This is a genomic window from Kitasatospora sp. NPDC001603 (assembly GCF_040298365.1).
GTDB lineage: Bacteria > Actinomycetota > Actinomycetes > Streptomycetales > Streptomycetaceae > Kitasatospora.
Map to the genome: position 1 here is coordinate 76,416 of NZ_JBEPAA010000015.1, position 25,039 is coordinate 101,454.

Annotated in this window: 22 protein-coding genes; 14 read left to right on the plus strand and 8 right to left on the minus strand. The window is 73.1% G+C overall.

The genetic code is table 11. The features are described 5' to 3' along the window. Positions 1–53: 53 nt before the first annotated feature. A complete protein-coding gene (locus ABT263_RS12835; RefSeq protein WP_352290503.1) occupies positions 54–1,220 on the minus strand; it encodes a type II secretion system protein M in 1,167 nt (388 codons plus the stop codon). A gap of 170 nt (positions 1,221–1,390) precedes the next feature. After that, positions 1,391–2,050 carry a rhomboid family intramembrane serine protease gene (locus ABT263_RS12840; protein ID WP_352290505.1) on the minus strand — a complete coding sequence of 220 codons (660 nt, stop codon included), beginning with the start codon at positions 2,048–2,050 and terminating at the stop codon, positions 1,391–1,393. Positions 2,051–2,155: 105 nt separating this feature from the next. Between ABT263_RS12840 and ABT263_RS12845 the strand changes: the two genes are divergently transcribed. Beyond that, positions 2,156–2,674 (plus strand): YbhB/YbcL family Raf kinase inhibitor-like protein, encoded by a 519-nt coding sequence (locus tag ABT263_RS12845; protein WP_329488635.1) that lies wholly within the window; start codon positions 2,156–2,158, stop codon positions 2,672–2,674. A gap of 12 nt (positions 2,675–2,686) precedes the next feature. After that, entirely contained in the window at positions 2,687–3,568 is an 882-nt protein-coding gene (locus ABT263_RS12850; protein WP_352290507.1) for a hypothetical protein, read from the plus strand. Positions 3,569–3,578: 10 nt separating this feature from the next. Here ABT263_RS12850 and ABT263_RS12855 read toward each other — a convergent pair whose 3' ends face one another. Beyond that, positions 3,579–4,589 carry a helix-turn-helix transcriptional regulator gene (locus ABT263_RS12855; protein WP_352290509.1) on the minus strand — a complete coding sequence of 337 codons (1,011 nt, stop codon included), beginning with the start codon at positions 4,587–4,589 and terminating at the stop codon, positions 3,579–3,581. A gap of 93 nt (positions 4,590–4,682) precedes the next feature. Here ABT263_RS12855 and ABT263_RS12860 point away from each other — a divergent pair, with 93 nt between their 5' ends. Both ABT263_RS12860 and ABT263_RS12865 read left to right on the plus strand, forming a co-directional pair. Continuing rightward, on the plus strand, positions 4,683–6,212 hold the full coding sequence (locus ABT263_RS12860; RefSeq protein WP_352290511.1) for an MFS transporter: 1,530 nt from the start codon (positions 4,683–4,685) through the stop codon (positions 6,210–6,212). A gap of 61 nt (positions 6,213–6,273) precedes the next feature. Next, the gene (locus ABT263_RS12865; RefSeq protein ID WP_329488631.1) at positions 6,274–6,486 is read left to right on the plus strand and encodes a KTSC domain-containing protein; all 213 of its coding nucleotides are present in this window, start codon (positions 6,274–6,276) and stop codon (positions 6,484–6,486) included. Positions 6,487–6,512: 26 nt separating this feature from the next. Here the strand turns inward: ABT263_RS12865 and ABT263_RS12870 are convergent, their stop codons facing one another. After that, the gene (locus ABT263_RS12870) at positions 6,513–6,791 is read right to left on the minus strand and encodes a DUF2087 domain-containing protein (protein ID WP_352290513.1); all 279 of its coding nucleotides are present in this window, start codon (positions 6,789–6,791) and stop codon (positions 6,513–6,515) included. Positions 6,792–6,915: 124 nt separating this feature from the next. Beyond that, the gene (locus ABT263_RS12875) at positions 6,916–7,509 is read right to left on the minus strand and encodes an HhH-GPD-type base excision DNA repair protein (RefSeq protein ID WP_329488629.1); all 594 of its coding nucleotides are present in this window, start codon (positions 7,507–7,509) and stop codon (positions 6,916–6,918) included. 698 nt (positions 7,510–8,207) lie between these two features. Between ABT263_RS12875 and ABT263_RS12880 the strand changes: the two genes are divergently transcribed. The 7 genes from ABT263_RS12880 (at position 8,208) to ABT263_RS12910 (ending at position 18,058) form a co-directional block, all read left to right on the plus strand. Further along, entirely contained in the window at positions 8,208–9,527 is a 1,320-nt protein-coding gene (locus ABT263_RS12880; RefSeq protein WP_352290515.1) for a helix-turn-helix domain-containing protein, read from the plus strand. Between the two features lie 93 nt (positions 9,528–9,620). Beyond that, positions 9,621–10,463, plus strand: a complete 843-nt coding sequence (locus ABT263_RS12885) for a TIR domain-containing protein (protein ID WP_352290516.1) — start codon at positions 9,621–9,623, stop codon at positions 10,461–10,463. Continuing rightward, a complete protein-coding gene (locus tag ABT263_RS12890) occupies positions 10,460–12,451 on the plus strand; it encodes a hypothetical protein (RefSeq protein WP_352290518.1) in 1,992 nt (663 codons plus the stop codon). Before ABT263_RS12885 ends, ABT263_RS12890 begins: the two co-directional genes overlap by 4 nt. Before the next feature lie 5 nt (positions 12,452–12,456). After that, the gene (locus ABT263_RS12895; RefSeq protein ID WP_352290520.1) at positions 12,457–13,761 is read left to right on the plus strand and encodes a hypothetical protein; all 1,305 of its coding nucleotides are present in this window, start codon (positions 12,457–12,459) and stop codon (positions 13,759–13,761) included. 269 nt (positions 13,762–14,030) lie between these two features. Beyond that, positions 14,031–16,535, plus strand: coding sequence for a terpene synthase family protein (locus tag ABT263_RS12900; RefSeq protein WP_352290522.1), 2,505 nt, complete (start codon positions 14,031–14,033; stop codon positions 16,533–16,535). Between the two features lie 219 nt (positions 16,536–16,754). Next, positions 16,755–17,552 (plus strand): VOC family protein, encoded by a 798-nt coding sequence (locus tag ABT263_RS12905; RefSeq protein WP_352290524.1) that lies wholly within the window; start codon positions 16,755–16,757, stop codon positions 17,550–17,552. Next, the gene (locus ABT263_RS12910; protein ID WP_352290526.1) at positions 17,552–18,058 is read left to right on the plus strand and encodes a DinB family protein; all 507 of its coding nucleotides are present in this window, start codon (positions 17,552–17,554) and stop codon (positions 18,056–18,058) included. Before ABT263_RS12905 ends, ABT263_RS12910 begins: the two co-directional genes overlap by 1 nt. Positions 18,059–18,112: 54 nt before the next feature. Here ABT263_RS12910 and ABT263_RS12915 read toward each other — a convergent pair whose 3' ends face one another. Then, positions 18,113–19,150: a helix-turn-helix domain-containing protein gene (locus ABT263_RS12915; protein ID WP_502885796.1), complete on the minus strand. Its 1,038-nt coding sequence runs from the start codon at positions 19,148–19,150 to the stop codon at positions 18,113–18,115. Positions 19,151–19,248: 98 nt separating this feature from the next. Here ABT263_RS12915 and ABT263_RS12920 point away from each other — a divergent pair, with 98 nt between their 5' ends. After that, entirely contained in the window at positions 19,249–20,826 is a 1,578-nt protein-coding gene (locus ABT263_RS12920) for an alpha/beta hydrolase (protein WP_352290528.1), read from the plus strand. A gap of 113 nt (positions 20,827–20,939) precedes the next feature. Here ABT263_RS12920 and ABT263_RS12925 read toward each other — a convergent pair whose 3' ends face one another. Further along, positions 20,940–21,533, minus strand: a complete 594-nt coding sequence (locus ABT263_RS12925) for a carboxymuconolactone decarboxylase family protein (RefSeq protein WP_502885794.1) — start codon at positions 21,531–21,533, stop codon at positions 20,940–20,942. Between the two features lie 246 nt (positions 21,534–21,779). Between ABT263_RS12925 and ABT263_RS12930 the strand changes: the two genes are divergently transcribed. Together ABT263_RS12930 and ABT263_RS12935 are read left to right on the plus strand one after the other, a co-directional pair. Then, complete coding sequence (locus ABT263_RS12930) at positions 21,780–22,706, plus strand: NADP-dependent oxidoreductase (RefSeq protein ID WP_352290532.1); 927 nt, start codon at positions 21,780–21,782, stop codon at positions 22,704–22,706. 96 nt (positions 22,707–22,802) lie between these two features. After that, positions 22,803–23,738 carry an AraC family transcriptional regulator gene (locus ABT263_RS12935; RefSeq protein ID WP_352290534.1) on the plus strand — a complete coding sequence of 312 codons (936 nt, stop codon included), beginning with the start codon at positions 22,803–22,805 and terminating at the stop codon, positions 23,736–23,738. 72 nt (positions 23,739–23,810) lie between these two features. Here the strand turns inward: ABT263_RS12935 and ABT263_RS12940 are convergent, their stop codons facing one another. After that, positions 23,811–24,938: an NADH:flavin oxidoreductase gene (locus tag ABT263_RS12940; RefSeq protein WP_352290536.1), complete on the minus strand. Its 1,128-nt coding sequence runs from the start codon at positions 24,936–24,938 to the stop codon at positions 23,811–23,813. Positions 24,939–25,039: the final 101 nt, after the last annotated feature.

Here is a 25,039-nt window from a genome sequence, read left to right on the forward strand (position 1 = left end):
GCCGTGGTGCCGAGGTGCGGCGGGGCCGAGCGGTGGGCTCGGCCCGGCTCCGCTCAGCCGGCGAGCGCGGTGCCGATCCGGTCCAGCGAGGAGAGCCGCATCAGGCCGTAGTGGTAGAACTCGACCTCCGGCACGCCGAGCTCACGGAGCGCGGCGATCTTGGCGGCGAGGTTGGCCGGGCCGTCGCAGTCCGAGGCCATCGGGCGCAGGATCACCGCCATGTCGCGCGGGCGGACGCCGTGCAGGGCGAACGCGGCGATCTTCTCCCGGACGGCCTCCGGGGTCCGCGCATAGCCGAGCGTCTCGATCTGGTCGGCGACCCCGGCGAGCGCGGGCAGGTCGATGCCGGCGAGCCAGCCCCGGCCCGGGCCGCCGCCGTCCATGAAGCTCAGCCGCATGCCGTGCCGTCGCGCCTCCTCGGCGACCTCGGCGGCGAGTGAGGTCACGGTCGCGGCGGAGGCGTCGACGTAGGCCGCCAGGGCGCCGCCGGCCAGCTCGTCGAGGGCGGCGGGCTCGGCGGCGGCCGTGTCGTCGGCCAGCCGGCGGCGCAGCTCGGCGCGGACGGTCGCCGCCACCTCGTCGGCCGGGACGCCCGCCCGGACGGCGGCGGCGCGGCAGTGGTCGCAGAAGCAGATTCCGAGCAGCGCCTCGGCGACCGGGCCCAGCTCCTCGAAGTAGCGCTCGTGGTGGTAGCCGTGGCGCAGCCCGTGGAAGTGCAGCGACTCGGCGCGGATCGCGTCCACGCCGTACCGGGCCAGCTCGGCGACCAGCGTCACCGCGTACTCGCGGACCTCCGGGGCGGCGGGGCAGAGTTCGGTGAGGTGGCGGTCGCCGAAGGCGTTGGCGGGGGCGCAGTCGGGGTGTTCGAAGCCGAGCCGGTCGTTGTGGCAGAACACCGTCCAGGCGTGCAGCTTCATCCCGCGGCGCCGCGCCTCGGCGGCGGCCTCGGCGAAGGGGTCGCGGTCACCGATCGCGGTGGAGGGGGTGGGCCGCAGCCGCCGCCCGGCCCAGCGCGCCGGGTCGGGGCGGAAGTAGGCGGCGCCCGGCTCCAGGTAGCGGATCACCCGGCGCGGGTTGTGCGGGAAGACGTCCCGGGCCTCGTGGTAGACCGAGGCGAGGGTGACGCCGCCGACCCCGGCCCGGTCGGCGAGGTTGCCGAAGAAGGTGTCGGTGCCCTCGTCCAGCAGGTCGGTGGCGAAGGCGAGGACGGACGACTCCACGGTGCGGCTCCGGAGCAGGGGGCAGGGGGAGAGGGCAGAAGGCAGTAGGCAGAGGGCAGGGCTCTCCCACGCTAGTCGCAGGTCCGGGATTGGTCTATACCTGGCCGGCGGCGCGCTCGCGGGGCCCCTCGCCGCGCTCCTGGCGTGCTCCTGGCGTGCTCCTCCGGCGCTCAGAGGCCGAGGTCGTCCAGCTCCTTGTGCAGGGCGGACCGGGGGCCGGCGGCGGGCTCGGACGCCGGGGCGGCGGCCGTCTTCGGTCCGCGGTTGCGGAGCAGCCAGGCGGCGGCGAGCCCGCCGATCAGACCGCCGAGGTGGCCCAGCCAGCTGACCCCCTGGGTCACCGGCAGGACGCCGATCAGGAGGTAGGAGTACACCGCCGCGACGACGACGGCGATCACCGCGTCCAGCAGGTTGCGGTCGAGCACGCCGCGCAGCACCAGGTAGCCGAAGTAGCCGTAGACCAGGCCGCTGGCCCCGGCGGTGACCGTCTCGGGGCGCTCGCACAGCCAGACGGTGAGGCCGCCGACCACGACGATCATCAGGGTCGCCCAGAGGAACCTCTTCATGCCCCGGTAGGCGGAGAGGAAGCCGAAGGCGAACAGCGGCCAGGAGTTGGCCTCGATGTGCTCCCAACTGAAGTGCAGCAGCGGCATGGCGAACACGTCCGGCAGCTCGTCGAGCCGGCGCGGCATCAGGCCGTGTTCGTAGGTGAGGCCGTAGTCGTCCATCCAGTTCACCAGCTGCACCAGCCAGATGACGGCGAGCAGGCCGACCATGGTGAGGAGGGCTCGTCGGGAGTCGGCCAGCAGGCGGGCGGGTGTGGAAGCCATGACCCGACTGTAGAGGGGGCCCGTGAACGGTGGCACCCCACTACAGTGAATCGCGTCATTCAGCCTGGTCCGGGCTGTCCTGGCTTGTCGAGAGGTGACCGTTTCATGAGCGTTCGTCCGCCGCTGCCCTACGAGTTCCTGCCGCAGGTGCCGTCCTTCGAGCTGACCAGTGATGACCTCGCCGAAGGCGGCAAGCTGGCCGAGGAGTTCGTCCACGCGGGCGGCAACCTGTCGCCGCAGCTGGCCTGGTCGGGCCTGCCGGAGGGCACCCGGTCCGTCGCCGTCACCTGCTACGACCCGGACGCCCCGACCGGCTCCGGCTGGTGGCACTGGCTCGCCCTCAACCTGCCCGGTGACACCGCCGGCCTGGCTCGCGGCGCGGGTTCGTCCGACGCGGACCTGCCCGGGGCGGCCTCGTTCCACGGCCGCAACGACTTCCCCGGCAACAAGTACGACGGCGCGGCCCCGCCGCCCGGCGCCCCGCACCGGTACGCCTTCGCCGTGCACGCGCTGGACGTGGACGCGCTGGACGTCACCCCGGAGACGCCGGCGGCCCAGATCGGCTTCCACATCACCTTCCACACGCTGGCCCGTGCGGTGATCACCGCCGAGTACGGGGTCTGACATCCTCGTCGGATGAACGAACCGGTGGAGGTCTGGCGGCTGCCCGAGCACGATGCCGGTGCGGGCCGCCGGGCCTGCGGCTGGACGGTCGGACCGGACGGCGAACTGGTCGTGCTGCTGGTGCCCGGGGAGAAGCCGTCCGGCGCCTGCGGCCGGACGTGCCCCGACCCGCTCCCGGACGCCGAGCTGGTGACGGTGACACCGGAGGGGGAGCGGCGGACGGCGTTGCGCGGGCTCGCCGTCGACCCGGACCACCTGGCGCCGCTGCCCGGCGGCCGGCTGCTGGTGGCGAGCTACCGGGCCGACGAGGAGCCGGGCGGATGGGCGCCCAACGCGGTCGTGTTCGGGCCCGACGGCGAGCCCGAACACGAGCTGGTGCTCGGCGACGACATCCGGACGCTGGTCGCCGACCGGGACGGCCGGATCTGGATGGCCTTCGGGGACGAGGGCATCTACGGGGACCACCCGATGGCCCACCCCGGTCTGGTCGGGGCGGACCCGGCCGGGCGGATGGTCTGGCGACCGGGGCCGGACGAACTGCCCGGTTACCCGCTGGAGGGCCTGGCCGGGGCGACCGAGGGTCGCGCCGTCTGGCTGGCCTGGTACCCGGGCAGTACCGCGAGCTACCTGACCCGGATCGACCCGGCCGGACGGTCCGTGAGTCGGCGGTCCCCGGTGCGGCTGCCGCTCGGCTTCGCCGTCGGCGGCCGGCAGGGGATCTTCCTGACGCACGCGGGTGAGCTGGTCCGGTGCCTGCTGGTCGGCAAGGAGTGGAAGGAGACCGGGCGGCGCCGGCTCCGGCTGCCCGGGGAGCTGGACCGGGAGCGGGCCTACGGGCGGGACGGCGTGCTCCGGTTCCGCTCGGGGGACGCCTGGTACCGGGTGGCGGCGTAGCGCGGGCGGCTCAGGGTCGGACCGGACCCCCGCTGTCGGCGGCGGGGCGGACCGGACCCCCGCTGTCGGCGGCCCGGCCGGCGCGGGCGGCGAGGGCGCGCAGGTGGGCGTTCATCTCCGGGGGCTCGTGGACCTCGAACTCGCAGCCCAGCATGAGGAGCCGCATCGCCAGGTACCCCAGCGAGTCGGACCGCGAGCGGAGCCGGCAGCTCCGCTCGTCGACCGGCTCGACCGTGGTGTCGGCGGCGCGGCTGATCCAGCTCTCCACCTCGGAGGCGGGCATGTGCAGGGTCGCCACCAGGGTGTGGGTGGCCGCCGGCCGGCGGAGCTTGCTCGCCACGTACGCGGCCGCGTCCTCGGCGGGGAGCTCGCGCGGGGTGAAGCGGGCGCCGGTCGGGAAGGGCTCGCTGATCCGGTCCACCCGGAAGAGCCGCCAGTCGTCGCGGTCGAGGTCGTAGCCGACCAGGTACCAGCGCCGACCGGTCGAGACCAGGCGGTTCGGCTCGACCTGGCGCCGGGTCTCGGCGCCGTCGCCCGCCCGGTAGTGGAAGCGCAGCCGCTCCCGGTTGGTGACGGCGCCCGCGAGCACGGTGAGGTCCTCGGGGTCGACGGTCGGTCCGTCGCCGGTGAGCAGCGGCACGGTGGCCGTGTTCAGCGCGCCGACCCGGTGGCGCAGGCGCCCCGGCAGCACCTGGAGCAGTTTGCCGAGCGCCCGGACGGACGCCTCCTCGATGCCGACCACGGCGTGCCCGGCGGCCGCCCGCAGGCCGACCGCGATGGCCACCGCCTCCTCGTCGTCCAGCAGCAGCGGCGGCATCGCCGTCCCGGCCACCAGCCGGTAGCCGCCGATCGCGCCCATCGTCGCCTCGACCGGGTACCCCAGGGCGCGCAGCCGGTCGATGTCGCGGCGGATCGTCCGGGAGCTGACCTGGAGGCGTTCGGCCAGTTCGCTGCCCGGCCACTCGCGCGGGGTCTGGAGGAGGGAGAGCAGGTTCAGCAGCCGCGCCGGAGTGTCCGTCATGGCACCCAGGATGCCGGACAACGAGGACAAGAGCTGACCTATATCCCCTCTACTGTCGCAGACGTGCCGAAGAGCGAGGTAGAGGAGAAGACGATGACAGCGGATTCCGGGGTGGGCTCCGGAGCGGGCTCCGGTGCGGTGTCCGACCGGCGGAGGTGGATCGCGCTGGCGATCGTGATGACGGCCTCGTTCATGGACCTGGTGGACGTCACCATCGTGAACATCGCCATCCCCAGCATCCAGGAGGACACCGGCGCCTCGTTCAGTGCCGTCCAGTGGGTGACCGGCGGCTACGCCCTGGCCTTCGCGATCGGGCTGATCACCGGCGGTCGACTGGGCGACATCTACGGCCGGAAGCGACTGTTCCTGATCGGAATCGGCGGCTTCACCGTCGCCTCGGCGCTCTGCGGTCTGGCGACCGGCGCCGAGATGCTGGTCGCGACCCGGATCCTCCAGGGCGGGACGGCGGCGCTGATGGTGCCGCAGGTGCTGTCGATCATCCACGCCTCCTTCCCGGCGGAGGAGCGCGGCAAGGTGTTCGGCCTGTTCGGCGCGGTGGTCGGTCTGGGCGCCGTCTCCGGACCGCTGATCGGCGCGCTGCTGACGGAGTGGGACCTCTTCGGGCTGGCCTGGCGGCCGATCTTCCTGATCAACCTGCCGGTCGGCATCGCCGGGCTGCTGCTCGGCCGGGCGTTCATCGGCGAGTCGCGGGCGGAGAAGGCGCTCAAGCTGGACCTCGTGGGCGTGCTGCTGGCCAGCGTCGGCCTGCTGATGCTGCTCTACCCGCTCACCCACGGCCGGGAGGCCGGCTGGCCGCTCTGGGGCCACCTCTCGATGGCCGGCAGCCTGCCGGTGTTCGCCCTGTTCGTCGCCTACGAGAAGGTGAAGACGCGGCGGGACGGTTCGCCGCTGGTCGAGCTGTCGCTGTTCCGGGTGAAGAGCTTCGCGGCCGGCATCGGCGTCCAGCTGACCTTCGGCGTGGTCACCGGGATCTTCTTCCTGGTCTGGACGCTCTACATGCAGATCGGGCTGGGCTGGAGCCCGCTCAAGGCCGGGACCACGGGCATCCCGTTCTCGATCGCGGTCTCGGTGGCGGCCGGACTCTCGGTGCAGCAGCTGGTGCCGCGCTTCGGACGCAAGGTGCTCCAGGCCGGCGCGCTGGTGATGGCGGTCGGCGCGCTGACCTACATCTGGGAGGCCGACCGGTACGGCACGGCGATCACGTCCTGGCAGATGGCGCTGCCGCTGGTGGTGATGGGCCTGGGGATGGGCCTGATCGTGGCGCCGATCACCGACGCGGTGCTGGCCGAGGTGCCGCGTGAGCACGCCGGTTCGGCGTCGGGTTTGATCAACACGGTGAACCAGCTCGGGACGGCGCTGGGGCTCGGGCTGGTCTCGGTGGCGTTCTTCGGGGCGATGGACGACGTGGTCGCCCCCGAGGCGGTCGGGACGGCGTTCGGCGCGGCCTTCGTCCACGCGATGTGGTGGGTCGTCGCGGTGCTGGCGGCGGTGTTCCTGCTGATGTTCGCGCTGCCGAGGCGGAAGGCGGCGGTCGTCGCCGGTACCTCCTCCGCGTCCTCTTCCGACGAGGCCGAGCGGGAGCAGGAGCCCGTGCTCGTCTGACGGTGGGTGGAGGGCCCCGGCCGCGATGCGCGGCCGGGGCCCTCGCGCGCACACTGGGAGCATGGAGCGGCTGGCGGTGGACTCCTCGGCGCTGCGCTCGGTCGGCTACGACGCGGCGCGGCGGGTACTGGAGCTGGAGTTCACCGGCGGGAGCGTCTACCGGTACGACGCGGTCCCCGGGCGGGTGCACCGGGAGCTGATGGCGGCGGAGAGCCACGGACGGTACTTCGCCCGGAGGATCCGCGGGCGGTACGCCTACCGGCGGGTGCGCTGAGGCCCTCCCCTCCCCGGGGGCGGGGTTCAGGCGGCGCGGCGGTAGCTGCTGCCGTCCTGGGGACGCGCCAGGTGGCCGGCCTCGACCAGGAAGCGGCGCAGGGCCGGGTAGTCGTCGTGCACCGCCCGCAGCGTCTCGTTGACCTCGCGCTCGCTGTAGGAGCGGCCCGGTTCGAAGAGGGTGCCGGCGAGGTGGGCGAGCAGCTGCTCGCGGCGGGCCGCCTTGCGGGGGATCGTGGTCAGCCGGCCGTCGCCGGAGAAGAGGGAACGCACGCCGGGGCTGCCCTGGCTGTCGGTGTCGGTCATCCGTCGAGCCTCACCCGGCGGGGCGTGGGCGGGCAACCCGTTTTCGGGGCGGGTGCCGGGGCGTGCGCCGCGCGCTGCTGCCCGGCACTCCTCGGGAGTGCCGGGCAGCGGGAATTATCGGTCATCAGACCTTGGCGGTCTTGGCCTCCTTGGCGGCGCGCTTCACCTCCTGCTTGTGGGCGCGCACCTTTTCCAGCGACTCCGGGCCGGTGATGTCCGCGACCGACCGGTAGGCCCCCTCCTCGCCGTACAGGCCCGCCGCCTCGCGCCAGCCCTCGGGCCGCACGCCGTACTGCTTGCCGAGCAGCGCGAGGAAGATCTGCGACTTCTGCTTCCCGAAGCCGGGAAGGGCGTTGAGGCGGCTGAGCAGCTCCCGGCCGGTCGCGACGTCGCGCCAGAGCGCCGCCGCGTCGCCGTCGTACTGCGCCACCACGAACTGGCAGAGCTGCTGCACCCGCTTGGCCATCGCGGCCGGGTAGCGGTGCACGGCCGGCTTCTCGGAGAGCAGGGCGACGAACGCCTCGGGGTTGTGGACGGCGATCTCGTGCGCGTCCAGGTCGTCCCGGCCCAGACGCTGCGCGATGGTGAGCGGGCCGGTGAACGCCCACTCCATGGGCACCTGCTGGTCGAGAAGCATCCCGACGAGCGCGGCGAGCGCGCTGCGCCCGAGCAGGTCGTCGGCCTCGGGCTGCTGCGCGAGCCGGACGGTGACGTTCATGGGCAGGCCCTCCTCGGATCGTGGAGACTCGGATCGTCGCCCAGTCTGGTGGACGGGGGATGAGGGGAGCGGGTCAACACGCCCGTCGGAACGGATTGCTTGAGTTGGCCGCCCTTGGCCCGAGCGGTTGGTTTGTGTTCGATCTTTAGGTGTTCTGCGGCCCGCGAGCCGAAGGGGCCACGGGGTGCACCGGAAGCGGGTCGGTGGACGGTGTCCCGGTCGGCCGATGGCGATGGCGTGAGCGATCACCAGGGCGGCCGCTGCCCCGCCGGCCCTGCGAGCCGACGGGGGCGACCGGGAGCCGGCCGCCTGGAGATGGGTGAATGCGCCTGTCCAGTAGCGCTGTTGGGCTGCCGCCTCAGCCTGGGCGTGCCCGACAAGTCAGGTGGTTCGCTTTCGTGCCGATGGATCCGTGCCGGCTGTCACTCCTCCCGCTGCGGGGGAGGCCGTCCTCGGCGGTGATGCGGAAGGCGGACGCCGATAATCGGCTCATAGCAGTGGACTTGTCGTCAATTCTCTTTGTGTCCACGTCGAATGGATATTGCTCCGGCATGGGTGAAAGAGGAAACGGGAAACGCCTCCGTTCCGCGTCCGCCCTCCTCGTCCGCATGCCAATATTCATTCGGAGGCGGGGGGAGAGACCGTCTCGGGCCCACGATGCAGAACTACGGGCAGACGGTTCCAGAAAGGGGGTTGGCATGCACGCGTCCGCAGTGCCCCACGGGGCCGGCGAGTTCGGTCCGGAGCTACGTAGGCGGCGGATCGCCGCCGGGCTGACGCTCACCCGGCTGGCCGAGTTGCTCAACTACAGCAAGGGCCACCTGAGCAAGATCGAACGCGGCCACAAGCATCCGCCGGCCGAACTGGCCCGCCGCTGCGACGTCCGACTCGGCGCGGGCGGCGAGTTGGCGAGGCTGGCGCCGTTCGAGGCTCCTGAGCGTGGAGCGGGGGTGGACGGCGCCTCGGTCGACGAGACGGCATGGCTGCTCAGAGTAGGCCGCGACGGCGTCCGCTGGCCCGGGGGCCTCGGGCGTCGCCAGCTGCTCGCCGCCGGTGCGACCACTCTGCTGGGGGCGGGAGTCGCCGCCGCCGTGGTGCCGCCCCCGCAAGCTGTCGCTGCGGCCACCGATGCGGCTCCGGTGGAAATCTTCCGTCTGCAGTTCGACCAGATGCGGGCACTCGGGCAGACCACCGACCCCGGTGTGCTGCTGCCCTTGCTCACCGTGCAGACCCACACCCTGCGCGAGTTGGCCGTCAAGGCGGCCCCGTCGAGCCGGCCGAAGCTGCTCGGTCTCGCTGCCCGCTATGCCGAGTACGCCGGCTGGATGGCCCAGGAGGACGGGGACAATCCGGCCGCTCTCTGGTGGACCGCCCGCGCCGTCGAGCTCGCCGAGGCCGGTGGCGACCGGGATCTCGCCTCGTACGCACTCGTCCGGCGGGCCCTCGTCACCCTCTACGCGGGTGACGCCGCCCAGACCGTCGAGCTGGTCGCCCAGGCCCAGGAGGGCAGCCTGCCGCCGCGGATCCGGGGTCTCGCCGCCCAGCGGGAGGCTCAGGGCCACGCGCTGGCCGGCGACCACGCGGCCAGCCTGCGCAGCCTTGAGCGGGCCGGCGATCTGCTGGCCCGGGCCGTGGCGCAGGACGGCAGTGACGCGCCCGTGCTCGGGACGAGCAACCTCTCCGACCCTGCTGCCATGGTCACCGGCTGGTGCCTGCACGATCTCGGCCGCTCCGCGCAGGCCGCCGAGATCCTCGACCGTGAGTACCCGCGGATTCCCGTGCGGGCCACCCGCAGCCGCGCCCGGTACGGCTTGAGGCGTGCCCTCGCGCATGCGGCCGCCGGGGAGATCGAGTACGCGTGCGTGCTGGCCGCCGAGCTGTTGCCGCTCGTCCCGGGGCTGCGGTCGGCGACTATCGGCACCGATGTGGAACGGCTCGCCCGCGAGCTGGCCCGGTTCCGGGCGAACCGGGCGGTGCTCGACCTCCAGCCCGCGCTGGCCGCAGCGCTGCATCCGTAGACCTTCGGGACCTACGCCTTTCGCGGACCGTCGTGCCGCCGTTTCCCGGCCCGCTCGTCCCGCCCCCGTAACTTCTTGGAGAGGTGATCCCCCATGCCCGACATCTTCGTGAACTACCGCACCACCGACGAGGACACCGGCGCCACCCTGATCGAACGCGAGCTGTCCCGACGGTTCGGTAGCGAGAGGGTGTTCCGCGCCAGCAAATCGATCAAGGTCGGCCGGCGATTCCCGCAGGAGCTGCTGACCGCCGTGCGTCGCAGCAGCGTACTGATCGCCGTCATCGGCGATCGCTGGGCCGACGCCCGTACCGCGGGCGGTCGGCGCGCGCTCGACGACCCCGAGGACTGGACCCGGCGGGAGATCGTCGAGGCCTTCGAGAGCGGCGCTCTGGTCGTGCCGGTGCTGATCGGCCGCGCCACCCGGCTCGAACGGCGTAACCTCCCGGCCGAGTTGGAGGAGCTGGCCGACTGCCAGTACCGCCGCCTGGACACCCGCAACGCGGACGCCGACCTGGCCAGGATCGGCGACGACCTGGCCGAGGCACTCCCTCAACTCGCCGAGGCGCAACGGCAGCTCGGCGAGGAACGACGGCAACTCGGCAAGGGCGAGGCGGACAGCCCGGGGATCCGCAATCGGGTGGGCCGGGTCGACGGGACCGTTGTCCAGGCGAGGGACTACACACACCGGCAGAACGGCGGTATCGGCAACGTGGGGGGTGACATCGGCACTTTCATCAACACGGCGAACGGGCCGCTGCACACGGGGAGCGGGGAGCAGCGCAACGAGATCCGCAACGGGGGCGTGCAATTCACCGGCGACGGTGCCAACTACCTCGAACACGGCACGGTGAACCAGGACTTCGGCGGCCGTCGGGAGAGCGAGGTCTGCGGCGAGGGGGAGGACCGCCGAGGGCACGAGGGCCGGCAGCGGTGAGCGGTGTCGGGGACGGCACCCGGATCGACGAAATCCGGGGAGCCGCGCACACCGGGACAGGCAACCAGTACAACTTCCACGGCTTCGATCCCTTTCGCACGGCTCGTCCGAAGGCGGACCCGTGGCGGGTCGCGCAGACGCAGCCCCGCTGGCTGGAGAACCGGTTCGTGCCTCCGGCCGGATTCGGGGAGGCGGCCGGACGGTTGGCGGAGCCGGGCTCCACGCTGCTGCTCGCCGGACCGCCCGGCAGCGGTCGGAGAACGGCGGCGGTCATGCTGCTGCACCGGCTGGGCGGAGACGACAAGGGCTTCATCGAGACGTCGTTCTCCAAGGAGAAGGACGACCTCTCGGAGCCGAAGGAGGGCGAGCGCCTGCTGGTCGATCTGACCGGGACCTCGGAGGAGGCCTATCCGGAGGCTCAGGAGCTGCTGTACTCGTTCTGGGGGAAGGTCGATGCCGCCGGGGCCCGGCTGATCGCGGTGCTGCCCTTCGAGGACGAGGACCTGCTGCACCCCAGACTCCGGCAGCTGGTGGCACACATCGGTCGGCCCCGTGAGTCGGCGGTGCTTCGCAGGCATCTGGTCGGCGAGCAGGTGCCGTTCGACCCGGTCGAGCTCCAGGCCATGGATGCCCAGGAGCAGTTGAAAGCCTTCGCCATGAGGGACTTCCAACGCCTCGCGCGCCTGGTGACGCAGGCCCGTAGCCGGGACGCCTCCGGCGGGATCGGGGCGTGGCTGCAGCAGGCGTTCTCGGCACTCGGTGACCGGAGCGCCGATGTGGCCAGGGACGTCGCCGCTCTCGCGTCGGGTCCTCAGCGGGCCCTGCTCCTGACCGTGGCGATGATGCACGGCGGCCCTGCGGACGCGGTCTTCCACCACACCGACGAGCTGTTGCGGCTGGTGGAGCACACGCAGGACGAAAGGCCGCTGCTGGAGCGGGCCGATCTGGCGGAGCGGCTGAAGGCGTTGCCGGTGGACGTGGAGGACTCCGGCGGTCTGATCCGTTTCAAGCCGCTGGCTTACGACGCGGCGGTCAGAGCGCACTTCTGGACGTACCTCCCGAGCCTGCGCGGCCGGTTCGGTGAGTGGGTCCAGGAGGTGATCCGCGCGCCGCACCCGATGTTCGGACTGGAGGAACGGACCAGGTTGGTGAGCCGCTTCGCCGAGCAGAGCCTGCGGATCGGCGAGTGGCAGCGTCTCCAGTTCCTCGTGGAGAAGTGGGCCGCCGCGAACCAGCGCCGCGGCGGCGAAGCGATGGCCGTGCTGGAGGCAGGCCTGGCGCACGAGCGGTACGGGGCCGCCTTCCGGGCCTGGGTCTATGACCAGTCGATCAAGGAATCGCCGGAACCGGGCCTCGTCCAGGTGCTGGCGAGGGCTTGCGCCGAAGTGATGGTTCGCACCCACCCGGACCAGGCATTGGTCCGGCTGCACCACCTCGCCCGGGTCACGGCCGTCAGCGGGCCCGCAGATGCTCGGGATGCGTTGTTCGACCTGGTCGGGCGGGACCGGCGGCTGTACACGAAGCTGCTCGTCCGGCTCGGCAATGCGCCACGCGCCGTCCGGATCGGGGACGCGCCACCTGCCACCGTTTCGAACGCGGGGATCTTCCTGGACCTGATCGGGTCGTTGCCCGAGTCGATCGCCCCCGAGGCCGGCGAGAGTGGCTGGCGGACTGCCCTGGCGGCAAGCCCGGTAACGCGGTGGGGGCCGGTGGCGGGGCGGTGGCTGTCCGTGGCCCGGGCGGCGCCCGCGGCCCGGAGGGAGCGACTGCTGAAGGTACTGGTGCAGGCCGCCGACAAGCGGCCTGCCGTGCTCAGCCGGCTGTACCTGGTCGGCTACGAATGGGCTGCGGGCGGCGGCCAGTTGCCCGAGGAGGTCGGTACCCGGGACGAAGTGGCACGCCGGTTCTGGCAGTTGATCGATCTGGAGCAGGGCATCGAGCCGATGGGCCCGCTCCGAATGCGTCCGTCCGAGGAGAGGATCCCATGAGGCCCATGAGCAAGGCCCGTGTTGTCGCCGTCGCCGTCGCGGCGGGGTCGGTGCCCGTGCTGCTGGGGCTGCTGGCCGGGTGGCCGGTCTGGTTGTGGACGGTGGCGGCCGTTGTGCTCGCCCTGGTCGTGGGGCTGAGTATCGGGCGTCCTGGCGCCCCGGTGCGGGAGGAGTCACGCGGACCGTACGTCCCGCCGGCGCCCCCGGCCCAACCGCCGGTAGTCGAACTTCCCTACCAGGAAGACAGGGTGGAGGGTGTCGCGCTGCCCAGCGGTCTGCCGGACTACGACTTCCTCTTCTCGGCGACCGTCTGGTGGCGGCCGGTCCACAACGCGACCGGGCTCGTGCACGTCAATCCGGGCGGTCTCGCGGTGGAGGCGGTGCTGGCTCGTGCCCGGGCGGTGACCGAACGCGAGCACCCGAGTCGGCTGGACCTGGTCCGGCACCGGCTGGAGGGGACGCTCGGCACACAGTGCCCGGACTCCTCGGGTCTGGTGGTAGCCATGGGCGGCCGGGTCGGGCTCGGTCTGCCGGACGCGGACCGGGAGCGGCTCGACAAGCTCTCCGAGGTTCGCAAAGCCGAGGAGGTCTGGGAGCACGAGCGGCGTTATGAGCGGAGCAAGCGGGCCTATCTCGGCGACGACGTGCTCAAGTCGCCAGGCAGCGCCGTGGTCTGGTGGCTTGCTCGGCACGACGAGGAGGTCGGGGAGGCGGTCGGGATGATCGGCCCGCTCGCGCAGCTGTCGGCGGCCGCCAACGACCGGCCGGTCGACGAGTTGTACGAGCACCTGGTCACGCGGCCGCTGCGGCAGCCGGTGCCGTTCCTGGACGCGGTCGCGCCGGGCGTGGTGTCCGCGCTGCACCACCCGGACGTGGACGAGGGGGCGGCAGCCGCAACGGAAACGGCGACGGCGACGATGGCGGGGGCGCAGGACCCGGGGCGGCGGGGGCCTGCGGTGGTCGGACCGCTGAACGACCTGATGGACGATGTCGACGTCGATGGCGAAGAGGGCGAGCGGACCGTCTACGCACTGCGGGTGGCCGGGATCACGGAGGCCATGGGGAACTCGGAGGCGGCGGCACTGATCCGGGCGAGCCTGGCGGAGCCTCCCGAGGAGGGGCCCGGGTCGAGCGCGTTCGTGCCGGGCCCGGTCCGGCCGGGTGGCCCGGGTGTCGAGGCATCCGCGCCGGGCGGGGCATCCGTACCGGACGGAGCGTACGCGTCACGTGAAGCGGAGGAGCCGGACGAGTCCGTTCCGGCGCCTTGGGAGGTCTACATGCAGGACTCCGTCAACGGCAGTGGGGCTTGAGCTTGATCGTGTTCTGCCGCAGGGTCTCTCCGGTTCGTCCACTCGACGGGAGGTAGGACCGTCGCTCCGCACAGGTGACCGAGAGGCGTGCGTTCTATCGGGCGGGTGTTCGGGGGAAGTGGGTTATCTCATACGACTGTTGCGGTTGTCCGGTGGAGATCGTCGGCGAGGGGTAATGCTGAGCCGACCGGGTCGTGGGGCAGCGGACCGACCGGCTCCGCTCCGCCGGGCCGGTCGGCCTCCTCGACGCGTCCAGAAAGGCTCGCCCGGTGACTCAGCCGTTCGAACTGCCCTCCTTCTACGTGCCGCACCCGGCGCGCCTGAACCCCCATCTCGAAGGCGCCCGGACCCACTCCACCGCGTGGGCCCGGGAGATGGGGATGCTGGAGGGGTCGGGCATCTGGGACCAGGCCGATCTGGAGGCGCACGACTACGGCCTGCTCTGCGCGTACACCCACCCGGACGCCTCCGACGAGGCGTTGTCGCTGGTCACCGACTGGTATGTGTGGGTCTTCTTCTTCGACGACCACTTCCTGGAGATCTTCAAGCGCAGCAACGACCGCGAGGGCGGCAAGGCCTATCTGGACCGGCTGCCGCTGTTCATGCCGGCCGACCCGTCGACCCCGGTGCCCGAGCCCACCAACCCGGTCGAGGCGGGCCTGGCCGATCTGTGGCGGCGCACGGTGCCCTCGATGGGGGAGGACTGGCGGATCCGGTTCGCCGAGAGCACCCGGAACCTGCTCAACGAGTCGCTCTGGGAACTCGCCAACATCAACGCCGGCCGGATCGCCAACCCGGTCGAGTACATCGAGATGCGTCGCAAGGTCGGCGGCGCGCCCTGGTCGGCCGGTCTGATCGAGTACGCCGCCAACGCCGAGGTGCCGAAGGAGGTTTCGGGTTCGCGACCGCTGCGGGTGCTGATGGACGCCTTCTCGGACGGCGTCCACCTGCGCAACGACATCTTCTCCTACCAGCGGGAGGTCGAGGACGAGGGCGAGCTGAGCAACGGCATCCTCGTGCTGGAGACCTTCCTGGGCTGCACGACGCAGGAAGCCGCGGACGCCGTCAACGACCTGCTCACCTCGCGGCTCCAGCAGTTCGAGAACACCGTGTTCACCGAGCTGCCCTGGCTGTTCACCGAGACCGGGCTGGACCCGGCGGGCGTCGCGCGGGTGATGGCGTACGTCAAGGGCCTGCAGGACTGGCAGTCGGGCGGCCACGAGTGGCACATGCGGTCCAGCCGGTACATGAACGGCGGCGGCGCGGCCGCCGCGCCGGCCCGTTGGTGGGACCAGTACGCGATCGGCGGGGTCGGGACGTCGGCGCTGGACGTGCTGCGGGTCGGCCCGGGGCGCGGACTGCCGGGAGGCATGGGTGAGTTGGGCTCGCTGAGCGGGGTGAACACGCTGGACGGGACGCCCGGCTCGCCCGGTGGCGTCGACCCGGCGGTGCGGCGGGCGCGCTCGCACGGCCATGTGCCGTTCCAGCGGGTCGGGGCCTCCAGGCTGCCGGAGTTCAGGCTTCCGTACACCGTCGAACTCAGCCCGCACCTGGACGCCTCCCGGCTCAACACCGTGGCGTGGGCCGCCCGGATGGGCATGCTGGAGGCGCAGCCGGGCGTACCGGGCTCGGGCATCTGGACGGCCGAGAAGTTCGCCGACTACGACTTCCCGCTCTGCTCGGCCGGCATCCACCCGGACGCCACCCCCGAGCAACTCGACCTCACCTCGGCGTGGTTGACGTGGGGGACCTACGGCGACGACTACTACCCGGTGGTCTACGGGCGGACCCGCGACCTGGTCGGCGCCAAGCTGCTCACCGAGCGCTTCTCGACGTTCATGCCCGTCGACGACAGCCCGGCGCCGGTGCCGGTCAACGCCCTGGAGCGGGGCCTGGCCGACCTCTGGGAGCGGACCAGCGCCCCGATGACGCCGGACGCCCGGCGGAAGTTCCGCGCCGCGATCGAGGACATGACCCTGAGCTGGGTCTGGGAGCTCAACAACCAGGCGCAGCACCGGATCCCCGACCCGGTGGACTACATCGAGATGCGCCGGAAGACCTTCGGCTCCGACCTCACCATGAGCCTGTGCCGGCTGGCGCACGGCCAGGCCGTCCCGCCGGAGATCTACGAGAGCGGGCCGATGCGCTCGCTGGAGAGCGCGGCCGCCGACTACGCGTGCATGATGAACGACCTCTTCTCGTACCAGAAGGAGGTCGAGTACGAGGGCGAGGTGCACAACGCCGTCCTGGTGGTGCAGAACTTCTTCGACTGCGACTACCCCTCGGCCGTCGGCATCGTCGACGACCTGATGCACTCGCGGTTGCGGCAGTTCGAGCACGTGGCGCGGAACGAGTTCCCGGTGCTGTACGACGACTTCGGGCTGGAGCCGGAGGCCCGGGAGCTGCTGGACGGGTACGTCAAGGAGCTGGAGAACTGGCTCGCGGGCATCCACGTCTGGCACCGGGACTGCCACCGGTACGGCGAGGCGGACCTTCGGCGGCACTTCGGGCGCGGGTCGGGGGCGGATGGCAGGGCGGCCGAGCTCCCGGCCGGGCCGGCGGCCGATGAGGTGCCGAAGGCCGACGGGGTGCCGGCGGCGGAGGTGCCGTCCGACGGCGTGGGTGCCCCGGCCACGGCCGTGCCGGAGGGCGCCCCGGTCGGTGCCGGGGGCGCGCTCCCGTTCGGCGCGCCCGGACTGGGGACGGCGGCGTCGCGGTTCGCCTTCGCGGCGGCCCTTCCGGTGACCCTCCCGGCGGGTGCGGCCGACGTGTAGCGGTGACCGGTTCTCGTGACGGCCCGCCGGGGTGCTCCGGCGGGCCGTCGCCGTGTCCGGCCGGGGATGCCGGGAAGGGCAGGGGCCGGGGAGGGCGGGTGCCGGGGAGGGCGGGTGCGGAGGGCACGGGCGGGGCGGTGCGGGTACTCGGGGCGCGGTCCGACGGGGGACTGGCTACTGTGACGAATCGGGGCAAACCGTTACATGGAGGGCAGGATCATGACCGTGCTACCTGAGGGCACACCCTGTTGGGCCGACGCCATGTTCAAGGATCTGGACGGCGCCAAGGCCTTCTACGGGGCGGTGCTGGGCTGGACCTTCGGCGAGAGCGCGTCGGAGTTCGGCAACTACACGACGGCGTACTCGGACGGCAAGGCGGTGGCCGCCGTCGTCCCGCCGATGCCCGGGGACGACGTGCCGTCGGCCTGGTGCCTGTACCTCGCCTCGCCGGACACCGCCGCGACCGTCGAGAAGATCCGCGCCGCGGGCGGCGAGGTGCTGATGGGGCCGCTGCAGGTCGGCGACTTCGGTTCGATGGCGATCGCCAAGGACCCGGGCGGCGTCACCTTCGGCGTCTGGCAGGCCGGCAGCCACGAGGGCTTCGAGAAGCAGAACGAGCCGGGTTCGTACACCTGGGCCGAGGTGCTCACGCGTGAGCCGGGCAAGGCCGACGCCTTCTTCCCCGCGGTCTTCCCCTACAGCACCAAGCGGATGGACACCGACCAGGTGGACTACAAGATCTTCCAGGTCGCCGACCGGCCCGCGCTCGGCCGGATGAAGGTCGGACCGGACGACATGCCGCCCGAGGCGCCCTCGTACGTGAGCGTCTACTTCTCGGTGGACGACTGCGACGCCGCCATCGCCAAGGTGACCGAGCGCGGCGGACAGCTGTTCTTCGGGCCGATGGACAGCCCGTTCGGCCGGTTCGCCGCCGTCGGTGACCCGCAGGGCGCGGCCTTCGGCGTCATCGACCTGGGCACGACCTCCGGGCCCATGCCGACCATGGCGGACGCCTGATGGCTGCCGGCGCACCGGCGGGCGGCGAGCGTGCCGACCTGCTCCAGACGCTGGACAAGCACCGCGGCTTCCTCCGGTACACCGTGCGTGACCTCGACGACGAGCAGGCCGCCCGGCGCACCACGGCGAGCGAGCTGTGCCTGGGCGGTCTGATCAAGCACGTCATGGGCGTCGAGGAGCGCTGGTCGCGGTTCGCGGTCGGCGGTGCGGAGGCGATGGAACGGGGCTCGATCTACTGGGAGGGCCAGTTCCGGATGACGGACGGCGAGACGCTGGCGGGCCTGCTCGCCGCGTACGAGCGGGTGGCGCGCGAGACGGACGAGCTGGTCTCGACGCTGCCCGATCTGGACCTCGTCCACCCGCTGCCGGAGGCGCCGTGGTTCGAGCCGGGCGCCGGCTGGTCGGTGCGCCGGGTGCTGCTGCACATCATCGCGGAGACCGCGCAGCACGCCGGGCACGCGGACATCATCCGGGAGTCGCTGGACGGGGCGAAGACGATGGGCTGAGGGCCTCGGCCCTGAGGGCTGCGCCGGAGCGGGGGCTGCGAGGGCGGCGGGCGCTCAGGCGGCTTCGGGGCGTCGGACGTCCGGGGCGGTGGTGCGCAGCGGGGAGGCGCCCGGCGCGGTGGTGCCCGGCGCGGTGGTGCCCCGGGTGGAGGCGCCCAGCGCGGTGGTGGCGCCCAGCGCGGTGGTGCCCAGCCCGGCGCGGAGCCATTCGTGGGCGGAGCCGGCCGTGACGGCGGGCGGGCCGCCGGCCGGGGTGGCGAGCTCCGCGGCGAGCTGCCAGTAGCGGCCGATCACCGGGTCGGCGGTCTGGTCGAGGACGTATCCGAGCCGACGGCGGAACTCCGGGGTGTCGCGCAGCCCGCGCGAGTCGGCGTGCGCGGCGACGAAGCAGTCCAGCGCCTCGCCGGGCCGCCCCGCCCCGTCCGCCATCTCCGCCGCCGCCAGCTCGTACGCCGTGCCGAGGCCCTGGTAGAGCACCGCCGGCCGGTAGTCCTCGTCGGGCTCGCGGAGGTCGGGCCGGCAGACGTCGATGCTGAGTCGCCCGGGGGCGGTGAGCGCGTGCAGCCGGGCGAAGGTCAGCACCTGGGCCGGGGTCGGATCGTCGGGGAGCTGCGGGACGGCCGCGTCGACGACCGCCGTGAGCAGCGGGGCGGGCAGCCGCGGGGGCAGCACCCGGCGCCAGAAGCGGGCCAGCACGGTGGTGTCGGGCGGACTGGTCACCGCGCCGATCAGACGCAGCCGGTCGGCGCGCTCGGCGGGGGTGCAGTCCTGGAGCAGCTGGAGGGCGGCCTCGCGCCAGCGCAGGGCGGCCAGCTGGGACCCGAGCTCGCGCAACTGCCGGGCGACGGCGCCCTCCAGTGCCGACTCGTCCTCCAGGGCCCGGCCGACCTCCGGGACGGGCAGGTCGAGCGCGCGCAGGGAGCGGATCAGCCGGAGCCGGTCGAGCGCCTCCGGGCCGTACCGGCGGTGGCCGCCGGAGCTGCGGCCGGCTTCGGGCAGCAGGCCGCGGTCCGAGTAGTACCGGACGGTCTTGACCGTGACGCTCGCCTGCTCCGCGAGTTCGCCGATGCTCCACATGACGTCTGACGACAGCAAGGCTTGAACCTCCCTCAGGGGGAGTTCCTACCGTACCGGTGTACGCGGGCGGCCGGCGGGCCGCCTGCGGGGACGATCCGCGCAAGGAGACGATCATGACGGCGTTCGTGCTGGTGTCGGGGCCCTTCACCGGTGGAGAGGTGTGGCGGGAGGTGGCCGCCAGGCTGGAGGAGTCCGGGGCCGAGGTGTACCCGGCGACGCTCACCGGGCTGGGGGAGCGCCGCGAGGAGGCCGGTCCGGACACCGGGCTGGGGACGCACATCGAGGACGTGGTGCGGCTGATCGACGGGGTGGAGGGGACGGAGCTGGTGATCGTCGGCCACGACTACGGCATCCACCCCGTGCTGGGCGCGGCCGACCGGCGCCCGGAGCGGATCGCCCGGATCGTCTACCTGGACGCCGGCCTGCCCCAGGACGGTGACGCCGCCGTTCAGCTGGTCCCGGACGAGGAGGTCCGCCGGCGGCTGCTCGACCCGGCGGACCGGGACGGCGGGACCGGGTGGATCGACCCGCCGGCCGCCGACGGGTGGCAGCGCTGGGGCAGCACCGCCGGGCTCTCGGAGGAGGCGCTGGCCCGGCTGACCGGTCTCGCCTCGCCGCAGCCGAGTGCCACCTTCACCCAGCCGCTCAGGCTCTCGGGGGCCCTCGCCACCGTGCCGACCTCCGGCATCTTCTGCACGGAGAGCGGGATGAGCATCGCCAAGCTGGAAGGCCTGATGACGCTGGGCATGCCGCAGTTCAAGGCCCTCGCCGACCCCCGGGTGAGTTTCTTCGACCTGGACACCGGCCACTGGCCGATGCTCTCCCGTCCGGACGAGCTGGCCGAGCTCCTGCTCGGCGCCGCGGCCGGCGAGGGGCACCGGCTGGCGGCGGCGCCCGCCCAGGAACTGCCGGGCTACCTGCGCCCGTTCGTGCTGGACGTGCCCGAGCAGACCCGTGAGCGGATCGGCCGGGTCGACCTCTACCTGCCGGCGGACCCGGACGGCGCCGGTGCGGCCGGCGCCAACCCGGCCGGTGCGGCCGGTACGGCCGGTGCGAGCGACGCGTCCGCCGCGCCGCGTCCGGCGGTGCTGTTCGTCCACGGCGGCCCCGTCCCCGAGACCCTGCGGCCCACCCCACGGGACTGGACGACCTACGTCGGCTACGGCCGGTACGCGGCGAGCCAGGGCGTGATCGGCGCGACCCTGGACCACCGCCTGCACTCGCTCGCCGACTACCCGCTCGCCGCCGCGGACGTCGCCGAGGCCGTCGAACTGCTCCGCGCCGACCCGCGCGTCGACGGCGACCGCATCGCCCTCTGGTTCTTCTCCGGCGGCGGCCCGCTCTCGGCGGACTGGCTCTCCGCGCCCCCGTCCTGGCTGCGCTGCCTCGCCGTGACCTACCCGATCCTCGCGCCGCTGCCCGGCTGGCAGGGCGTGGACAGCCGGTTCCGCCCGGTGGACGCGCTGGCCGGGGTCGGGCGGCTGCCCGTCGTCCTGACCCGGGTGGGCCTGGAGGTCACGGAGATCGCCGCGACGGTCGAGGAGTTCGTGGCCGCCGCCGAGGCACGGGACACGGACCTCCAGGTGATCGACGTCCCGCACGGCCACCACGGGTTCGACACCGTCGACCCGACGGACGAGTCGCGCGCGGCCGTCGAGCTGGCCGTCCGCTCCGTCCTCGGGCACCTCTGAGCCAGGTGCCGCCCGTTCCGCCCGGTCACCGGACCGGGTGCGGCCGAGGGCCCGGCCCCGACGGGGGTGGGGCCGGGCCCTCGGGTCGACGGTGGCTCGCCGCGACGGGGCGGTCAGTGCGCCGCCCGCTCGTCGGTACCGGGGACCTTGGCGGTGCTGAGCGCGATCCGGTTCCAGGTGTTGATGGTGAGGACCAGGGCCAGCAGCCGGGCCAGCTCCTCCTCGGTGAACTGCGCGGCGGCCCGGGCGTAGACGTCGTCGGGCAGGCCGGCCTGGCCGATCAGCGTGACGGCCTCGGTCAGCGCGAGGGCGGCCTGCTCCTGCGCGGTGAAGAAGTGCGCGGCGTCCCGCCAGACGGCGACCAGGTGCAGCCGCTCCTCGCTCTCGCCGGCCTTGCGGGCGTCCGAGGTGTGCAGGTGCAGGCAGTACGCGCAGCCGTTGAGCTGCGAGGCGCGGATCTGGACCAGCTCGACGAGCGCCGGGTCGAGGCCCTCGCGGGCGGCGGCGTCGAAGCCGATCAGGGCCTTGAAGGCGGCCGGGGCGGCCTTGGCGAAGTTGATCCGGGGAGGCCGGGCGGCGGGGGTGTGGGGGGTGCCGGGGGCGGCGGGGGTGCCGGGGGTGCCGGGGGTGCCGGGGGTGTGGGGGGTGCCGAGGGCGGCAGTGGGCGTGGTGGTCGGCGCGGCTGCGGCGGCGTTCGTCATGACCATGAATCTAGCGATTCGGAAGACCGGTGGAGCAGTGCATTCCAGCAGCATGATGGCGGGTCAATTGCCGTGATTTCAGCAGTCGCGGGCTGGTCCGGTCGCCGTGGAGCGGAGCGCCCGCCGCACGAGACGCTGGGACATCTTCCGAAGACTGAAGGATATTCATCGGCTCGTCGGACCTTCCTAGGGTTGGGGACAACGAGAACCGGTCCGCACGAGGGCCGGGCGAGCCAGGAAGGCAGTCCTCCCATGCGCGCAGTCACCCAGCAGTCCTTCGGCGGCCCCGAGGTCCTGGAGACCGTCGAGATCGACCGCCCCACCCCGCTCGGCGGCGAGGTCCTCGTCCGGGTCCACGCGAGCGGGGTCAACCCGGTCGACGTGGCCGTCCGGTCGGGGGCCTACCCGCTGCTGGGCGAGCCGCCGTTCGGCGTCGGCTGGGACATCTCGGGCGTCGTCGAGGAGGCCGGCCCGGGCGCCCGGTTCAAGGCGGGCGACGAGGTGTACGGCATGCCGTTCTTCCCCCGCGCCGCCACCGGGTACGCCGAGTACATCGCCGTTCCCTCGCGTCAGGTGGCCCGCAAGCCCGCCACGATCGACCACGTGCACGCCGCCGCCCTCCCGCTCGCCGCCCTGACCGCCTGGCAGGGCCTGGTCGACGCGGCCGGGGTGACCGAGGGCCAGCGGGTCCTGATCCACCGCGCGGCCGGCGGCGTCGGCCACTTCGCCGTGCAGATCGCCAAGGCCCGGGGAGCCCATGTGATCGCCCTGGCGAGCGAGGCCAAGCACGCGTTCGTTCGCGGCCTGGGCGCCGACGAGGTGATCGACTACCGGACCACCGACTACACCGAGGCGGTCCGCGACGTCGACGTCGTCTTCGACTCCTCCTCCGAGGGCGACCGCGCCCTGGCCGTCCTGCGCCCCGGCGGCACCCTGGTCAGCATCATGGAGCACTGGAACCAGGAGCTCGCCGCCCGGATCGAGGCCGTCGGCCGGCACTTCGCGGGCATCTCGGTCGAGCCCGACTACGCCTCGCTGGAGGCCATCGCCGCACTCGTCGACGCGGGCCGTGTCCGCCCGCACGTCAGCGAGACCTTTCCGCTCGACGAGGCCGCCAAGGCCCACGAGCTGGTCGGGTCCGGCCGGGTGCAGGGCAAGGTCGTCCTCACCGTCGCCTGAGCGCGGTCCTACAGTGGAGGGCCGGACGTGCCGGATATTCGGGATGGGCCGGATGTGCCGGACACATCGGACGAACGGGGAAGCGGGGGGAAGGCGTTGGACATCCTGACCGAGGCGCTGAGCTCGATGCGGACGGGGCAGCCCACGTCCGTACGCACCGAGGGCCGCGCCCCCTGGGGCCTGCGCCTCCCCCCGGTCGCCGGGGCCGGGTTCCACGTGGTGCTGTACGGGACGTGCTGGCTGGTCCCGCTGGAGGACGCGCCCGGCGCGGAGCCGATCGCGCTCAGCCCCGGCGACGTGGTCTTCCTGCGCGACGGCCGCGGCCACATCCTCGCCGACCACCCCGCCACCCCGGCCGAGGCCGAGCGGCCCGACCAGTACCGGCCGGGTTCACCGATCGGCATGGTCACCCTGGGCGGCGACGGCCCCCGCACCAGCCTGCTGTGCGGCAACTACCACCTCGACCAGGGGCGTCCGCACCCGCTGGTCCGCCAACTGCCGGCGGTCATCCACCTGCCCACCCGGCACGGCCGCCACCCCGAGCTCAGCGCGGCGGTCCAACTCCTCGGCACCGAGCTGGAGAAGCCGCGGATCGGTTCGGCCGGGATCGTCCCCGCCCTGATCGACTCGCTGCTCCTCTACATCCTGCGCGCCTGGTTCGAGGACCAGCCCCCCGCGGCGGCCGCCGGCTGGGCCGCCGCGCTCGGCGACTCCGCCGTCGCCCCGGCGCTGACCGCCATCCACGAGGCCCCCGCGGCGCCGTGGACCGTCGAGTCGCTGGCCGGCCGGGCCGGACTCTCCCGCGCGGCCTTCGCCCGCCGCTTCAGTACGCTCGTCGGCGAACCGCCGATGGCCTATCTGACCCGCTGGCGCCTGACCACCGCGGCGACCCTGCTGCGCGAGTCCGAGGCCCCGCTGACCGCCGTCGCCGCCCGGACCGGCTACGGCTCCGAGTACGCCTTCGCCAAGGCGTTCAAGCGCGAGTACGGGCAGCCGCCCGGCAGTTACCGCCGCACCGCCCGCGCCGCGTGAGACCGGCGGCCGCCACGGCCGTGCCCGCCACCCGCTGTGACGCGGTCGGCGGGCACGGGACATGACTGAACGTCAGCTCAGCGTCGCCAGGGCCGACACGTCGTACGGCTTCAGCTCGTCGAAGCGGCCGGCGAGGACCTTCGCCGCCCACTGCGGGTCCTGGAGCAGCGCCCGGCCGACGGCGACCAGGTCGAACTCGTCGCGCTCCAGCCGGTCGAGGAGGTTGTCGATGCCCTGCACGGTGGCACCCTCACCCGCGAAACTGCGGATGACGTCGCCGTCGAGGCCGACCGAGCCGACGGTGATCGCGGGCCGCCCGGTGAGCTTCCTGGTCCAGCCCGCCAGGTTCAGGTCCGAGCCCTCGAACTCCGGCAGCCAGTAGCGGCGGGTGGAGGCGTGGAAGACGTCGACGCCGGCCTCGGCGAGCGGGGTCAGGATGTCCGCCAGCTCCTCCGGGCTCTCCGCGAGCCTGGCCTCGTAGGCCTCCTGCTTCCACTGCGAGTAGCGGAAGACCACCGGGAACTCCGGCGACACCACTTCCCGGACGGCGGCCACGATCTCGGCCGCGAACTTCGTCCGGGCGACCGGGTCGCCACCGTAGGCGTCCGTCCGCCGGTTCGTCCCCGCCCAGAGGAACTGGTCGAGCAGGTAGCCGTGGGCGCCGTGCAGCTCGATGCCGTCGAAGCCGATCCGCTCGGCGGCCGCGGCGGCCTCGGCGAAAGCGCCGATGACGTCGTCCAGGTCGCTCCTGGTCATCGCCCTGCCGGTGCCCTCGGTACCGTCGATCCGCAGGCCGGAGGGGCCGATGGCGGGGGCGTCGGCGAACGGCGGGTCGCCCTGCTTGCGCACCATGCCGATGTGCCACAGCTGCGGCATGATCGTGCCGCCCGCCGCGTGCACGGCCGCGGCGACCTCGGCCCACCCCGCCAGCTGCTCCTCCCCGTGGAACCGCGGCACCCGGTCGCTCTGCCCGGCCGACTCGTGGCCGATGTACGTCCCCTCGGTGAGGATCAGCCCCACCCCGGCGGCGGCCCGCCGGGCGTAGTACGCCCGGACGTCCTCGCCGGGCACGCCGCCCGGCGAGAACTGGCGCGTCATCGGCGCCATCACGATGCGGTTGGGGACGGTCAGCCCGTTCAGCTCGACGGGCCGCGCGAGCAGCTCGGCCGCACGGGAGGCGGAGGACGCGGTGCTGGTCATGGGGTTCCCTCGGGGTCGGACGGCGGGTGCGATGTTCAGGTGTCAACCACTGCGCGGGTCCCTCCATTTCGCCCACCCGGCAAGCGGGCCTGTGATCCGGG

Bases quoted from the DNA above. Each gene is read 5' to 3' on its own strand.
- ABT263_RS12840 (WP_352290505.1), bottom strand. From the start codon at position 2,050: ATGGCTTCCACACCCGCCCGCCTGCTGGCCGACTCCCGACGAGCCCTC.
- ABT263_RS12845 (WP_329488635.1), top strand. From the start codon at position 2,156: ATGAGCGTTCGTCCGCCGCTGCCCTACGAGTTCCTGCCGCAGGTGCCG.
- ABT263_RS12850 (WP_352290507.1), top strand. From the start codon at position 2,687: ATGAACGAACCGGTGGAGGTCTGGCGGCTGCCCGAGCACGATGCCGGT.
- ABT263_RS12855 (WP_352290509.1), bottom strand. From the start codon at position 4,589: ATGACGGACACTCCGGCGCGGCTGCTGAACCTGCTCTCCCTCCTCCAG.
- ABT263_RS12860 (WP_352290511.1), top strand. From the start codon at position 4,683: ATGACAGCGGATTCCGGGGTGGGCTCCGGAGCGGGCTCCGGTGCGGTG.
- ABT263_RS12865 (WP_329488631.1), top strand. From the start codon at position 6,274: ATGGAGCGGCTGGCGGTGGACTCCTCGGCGCTGCGCTCGGTCGGCTAC.
- ABT263_RS12870 (WP_352290513.1), bottom strand. From the start codon at position 6,791: ATGACCGACACCGACAGCCAGGGCAGCCCCGGCGTGCGTTCCCTCTTC.
- ABT263_RS12875 (WP_329488629.1), bottom strand. From the start codon at position 7,509: ATGAACGTCACCGTCCGGCTCGCGCAGCAGCCCGAGGCCGACGACCTG.
- ABT263_RS12880 (WP_352290515.1), top strand. From the start codon at position 8,208: ATGCACGCGTCCGCAGTGCCCCACGGGGCCGGCGAGTTCGGTCCGGAG.
- ABT263_RS12885 (WP_352290516.1), top strand. From the start codon at position 9,621: ATGCCCGACATCTTCGTGAACTACCGCACCACCGACGAGGACACCGGC.
- ABT263_RS12895 (WP_352290520.1), top strand. From the start codon at position 12,457: ATGAGCAAGGCCCGTGTTGTCGCCGTCGCCGTCGCGGCGGGGTCGGTG.
- ABT263_RS12905 (WP_352290524.1), top strand. From the start codon at position 16,755: ATGACCGTGCTACCTGAGGGCACACCCTGTTGGGCCGACGCCATGTTC.
- ABT263_RS12910 (WP_352290526.1), top strand. From the start codon at position 17,552: ATGGCTGCCGGCGCACCGGCGGGCGGCGAGCGTGCCGACCTGCTCCAG.
- ABT263_RS12920 (WP_352290528.1), top strand. From the start codon at position 19,249: ATGACGGCGTTCGTGCTGGTGTCGGGGCCCTTCACCGGTGGAGAGGTG.
- ABT263_RS12925 (WP_502885794.1), bottom strand. From the start codon at position 21,533: ATGGTCATGACGAACGCCGCCGCAGCCGCGCCGACCACCACGCCCACT.
- ABT263_RS12930 (WP_352290532.1), top strand. From the start codon at position 21,780: ATGCGCGCAGTCACCCAGCAGTCCTTCGGCGGCCCCGAGGTCCTGGAG.
- ABT263_RS12940 (WP_352290536.1), bottom strand. From the start codon at position 24,938: ATGACCAGCACCGCGTCCTCCGCCTCCCGTGCGGCCGAGCTGCTCGCG.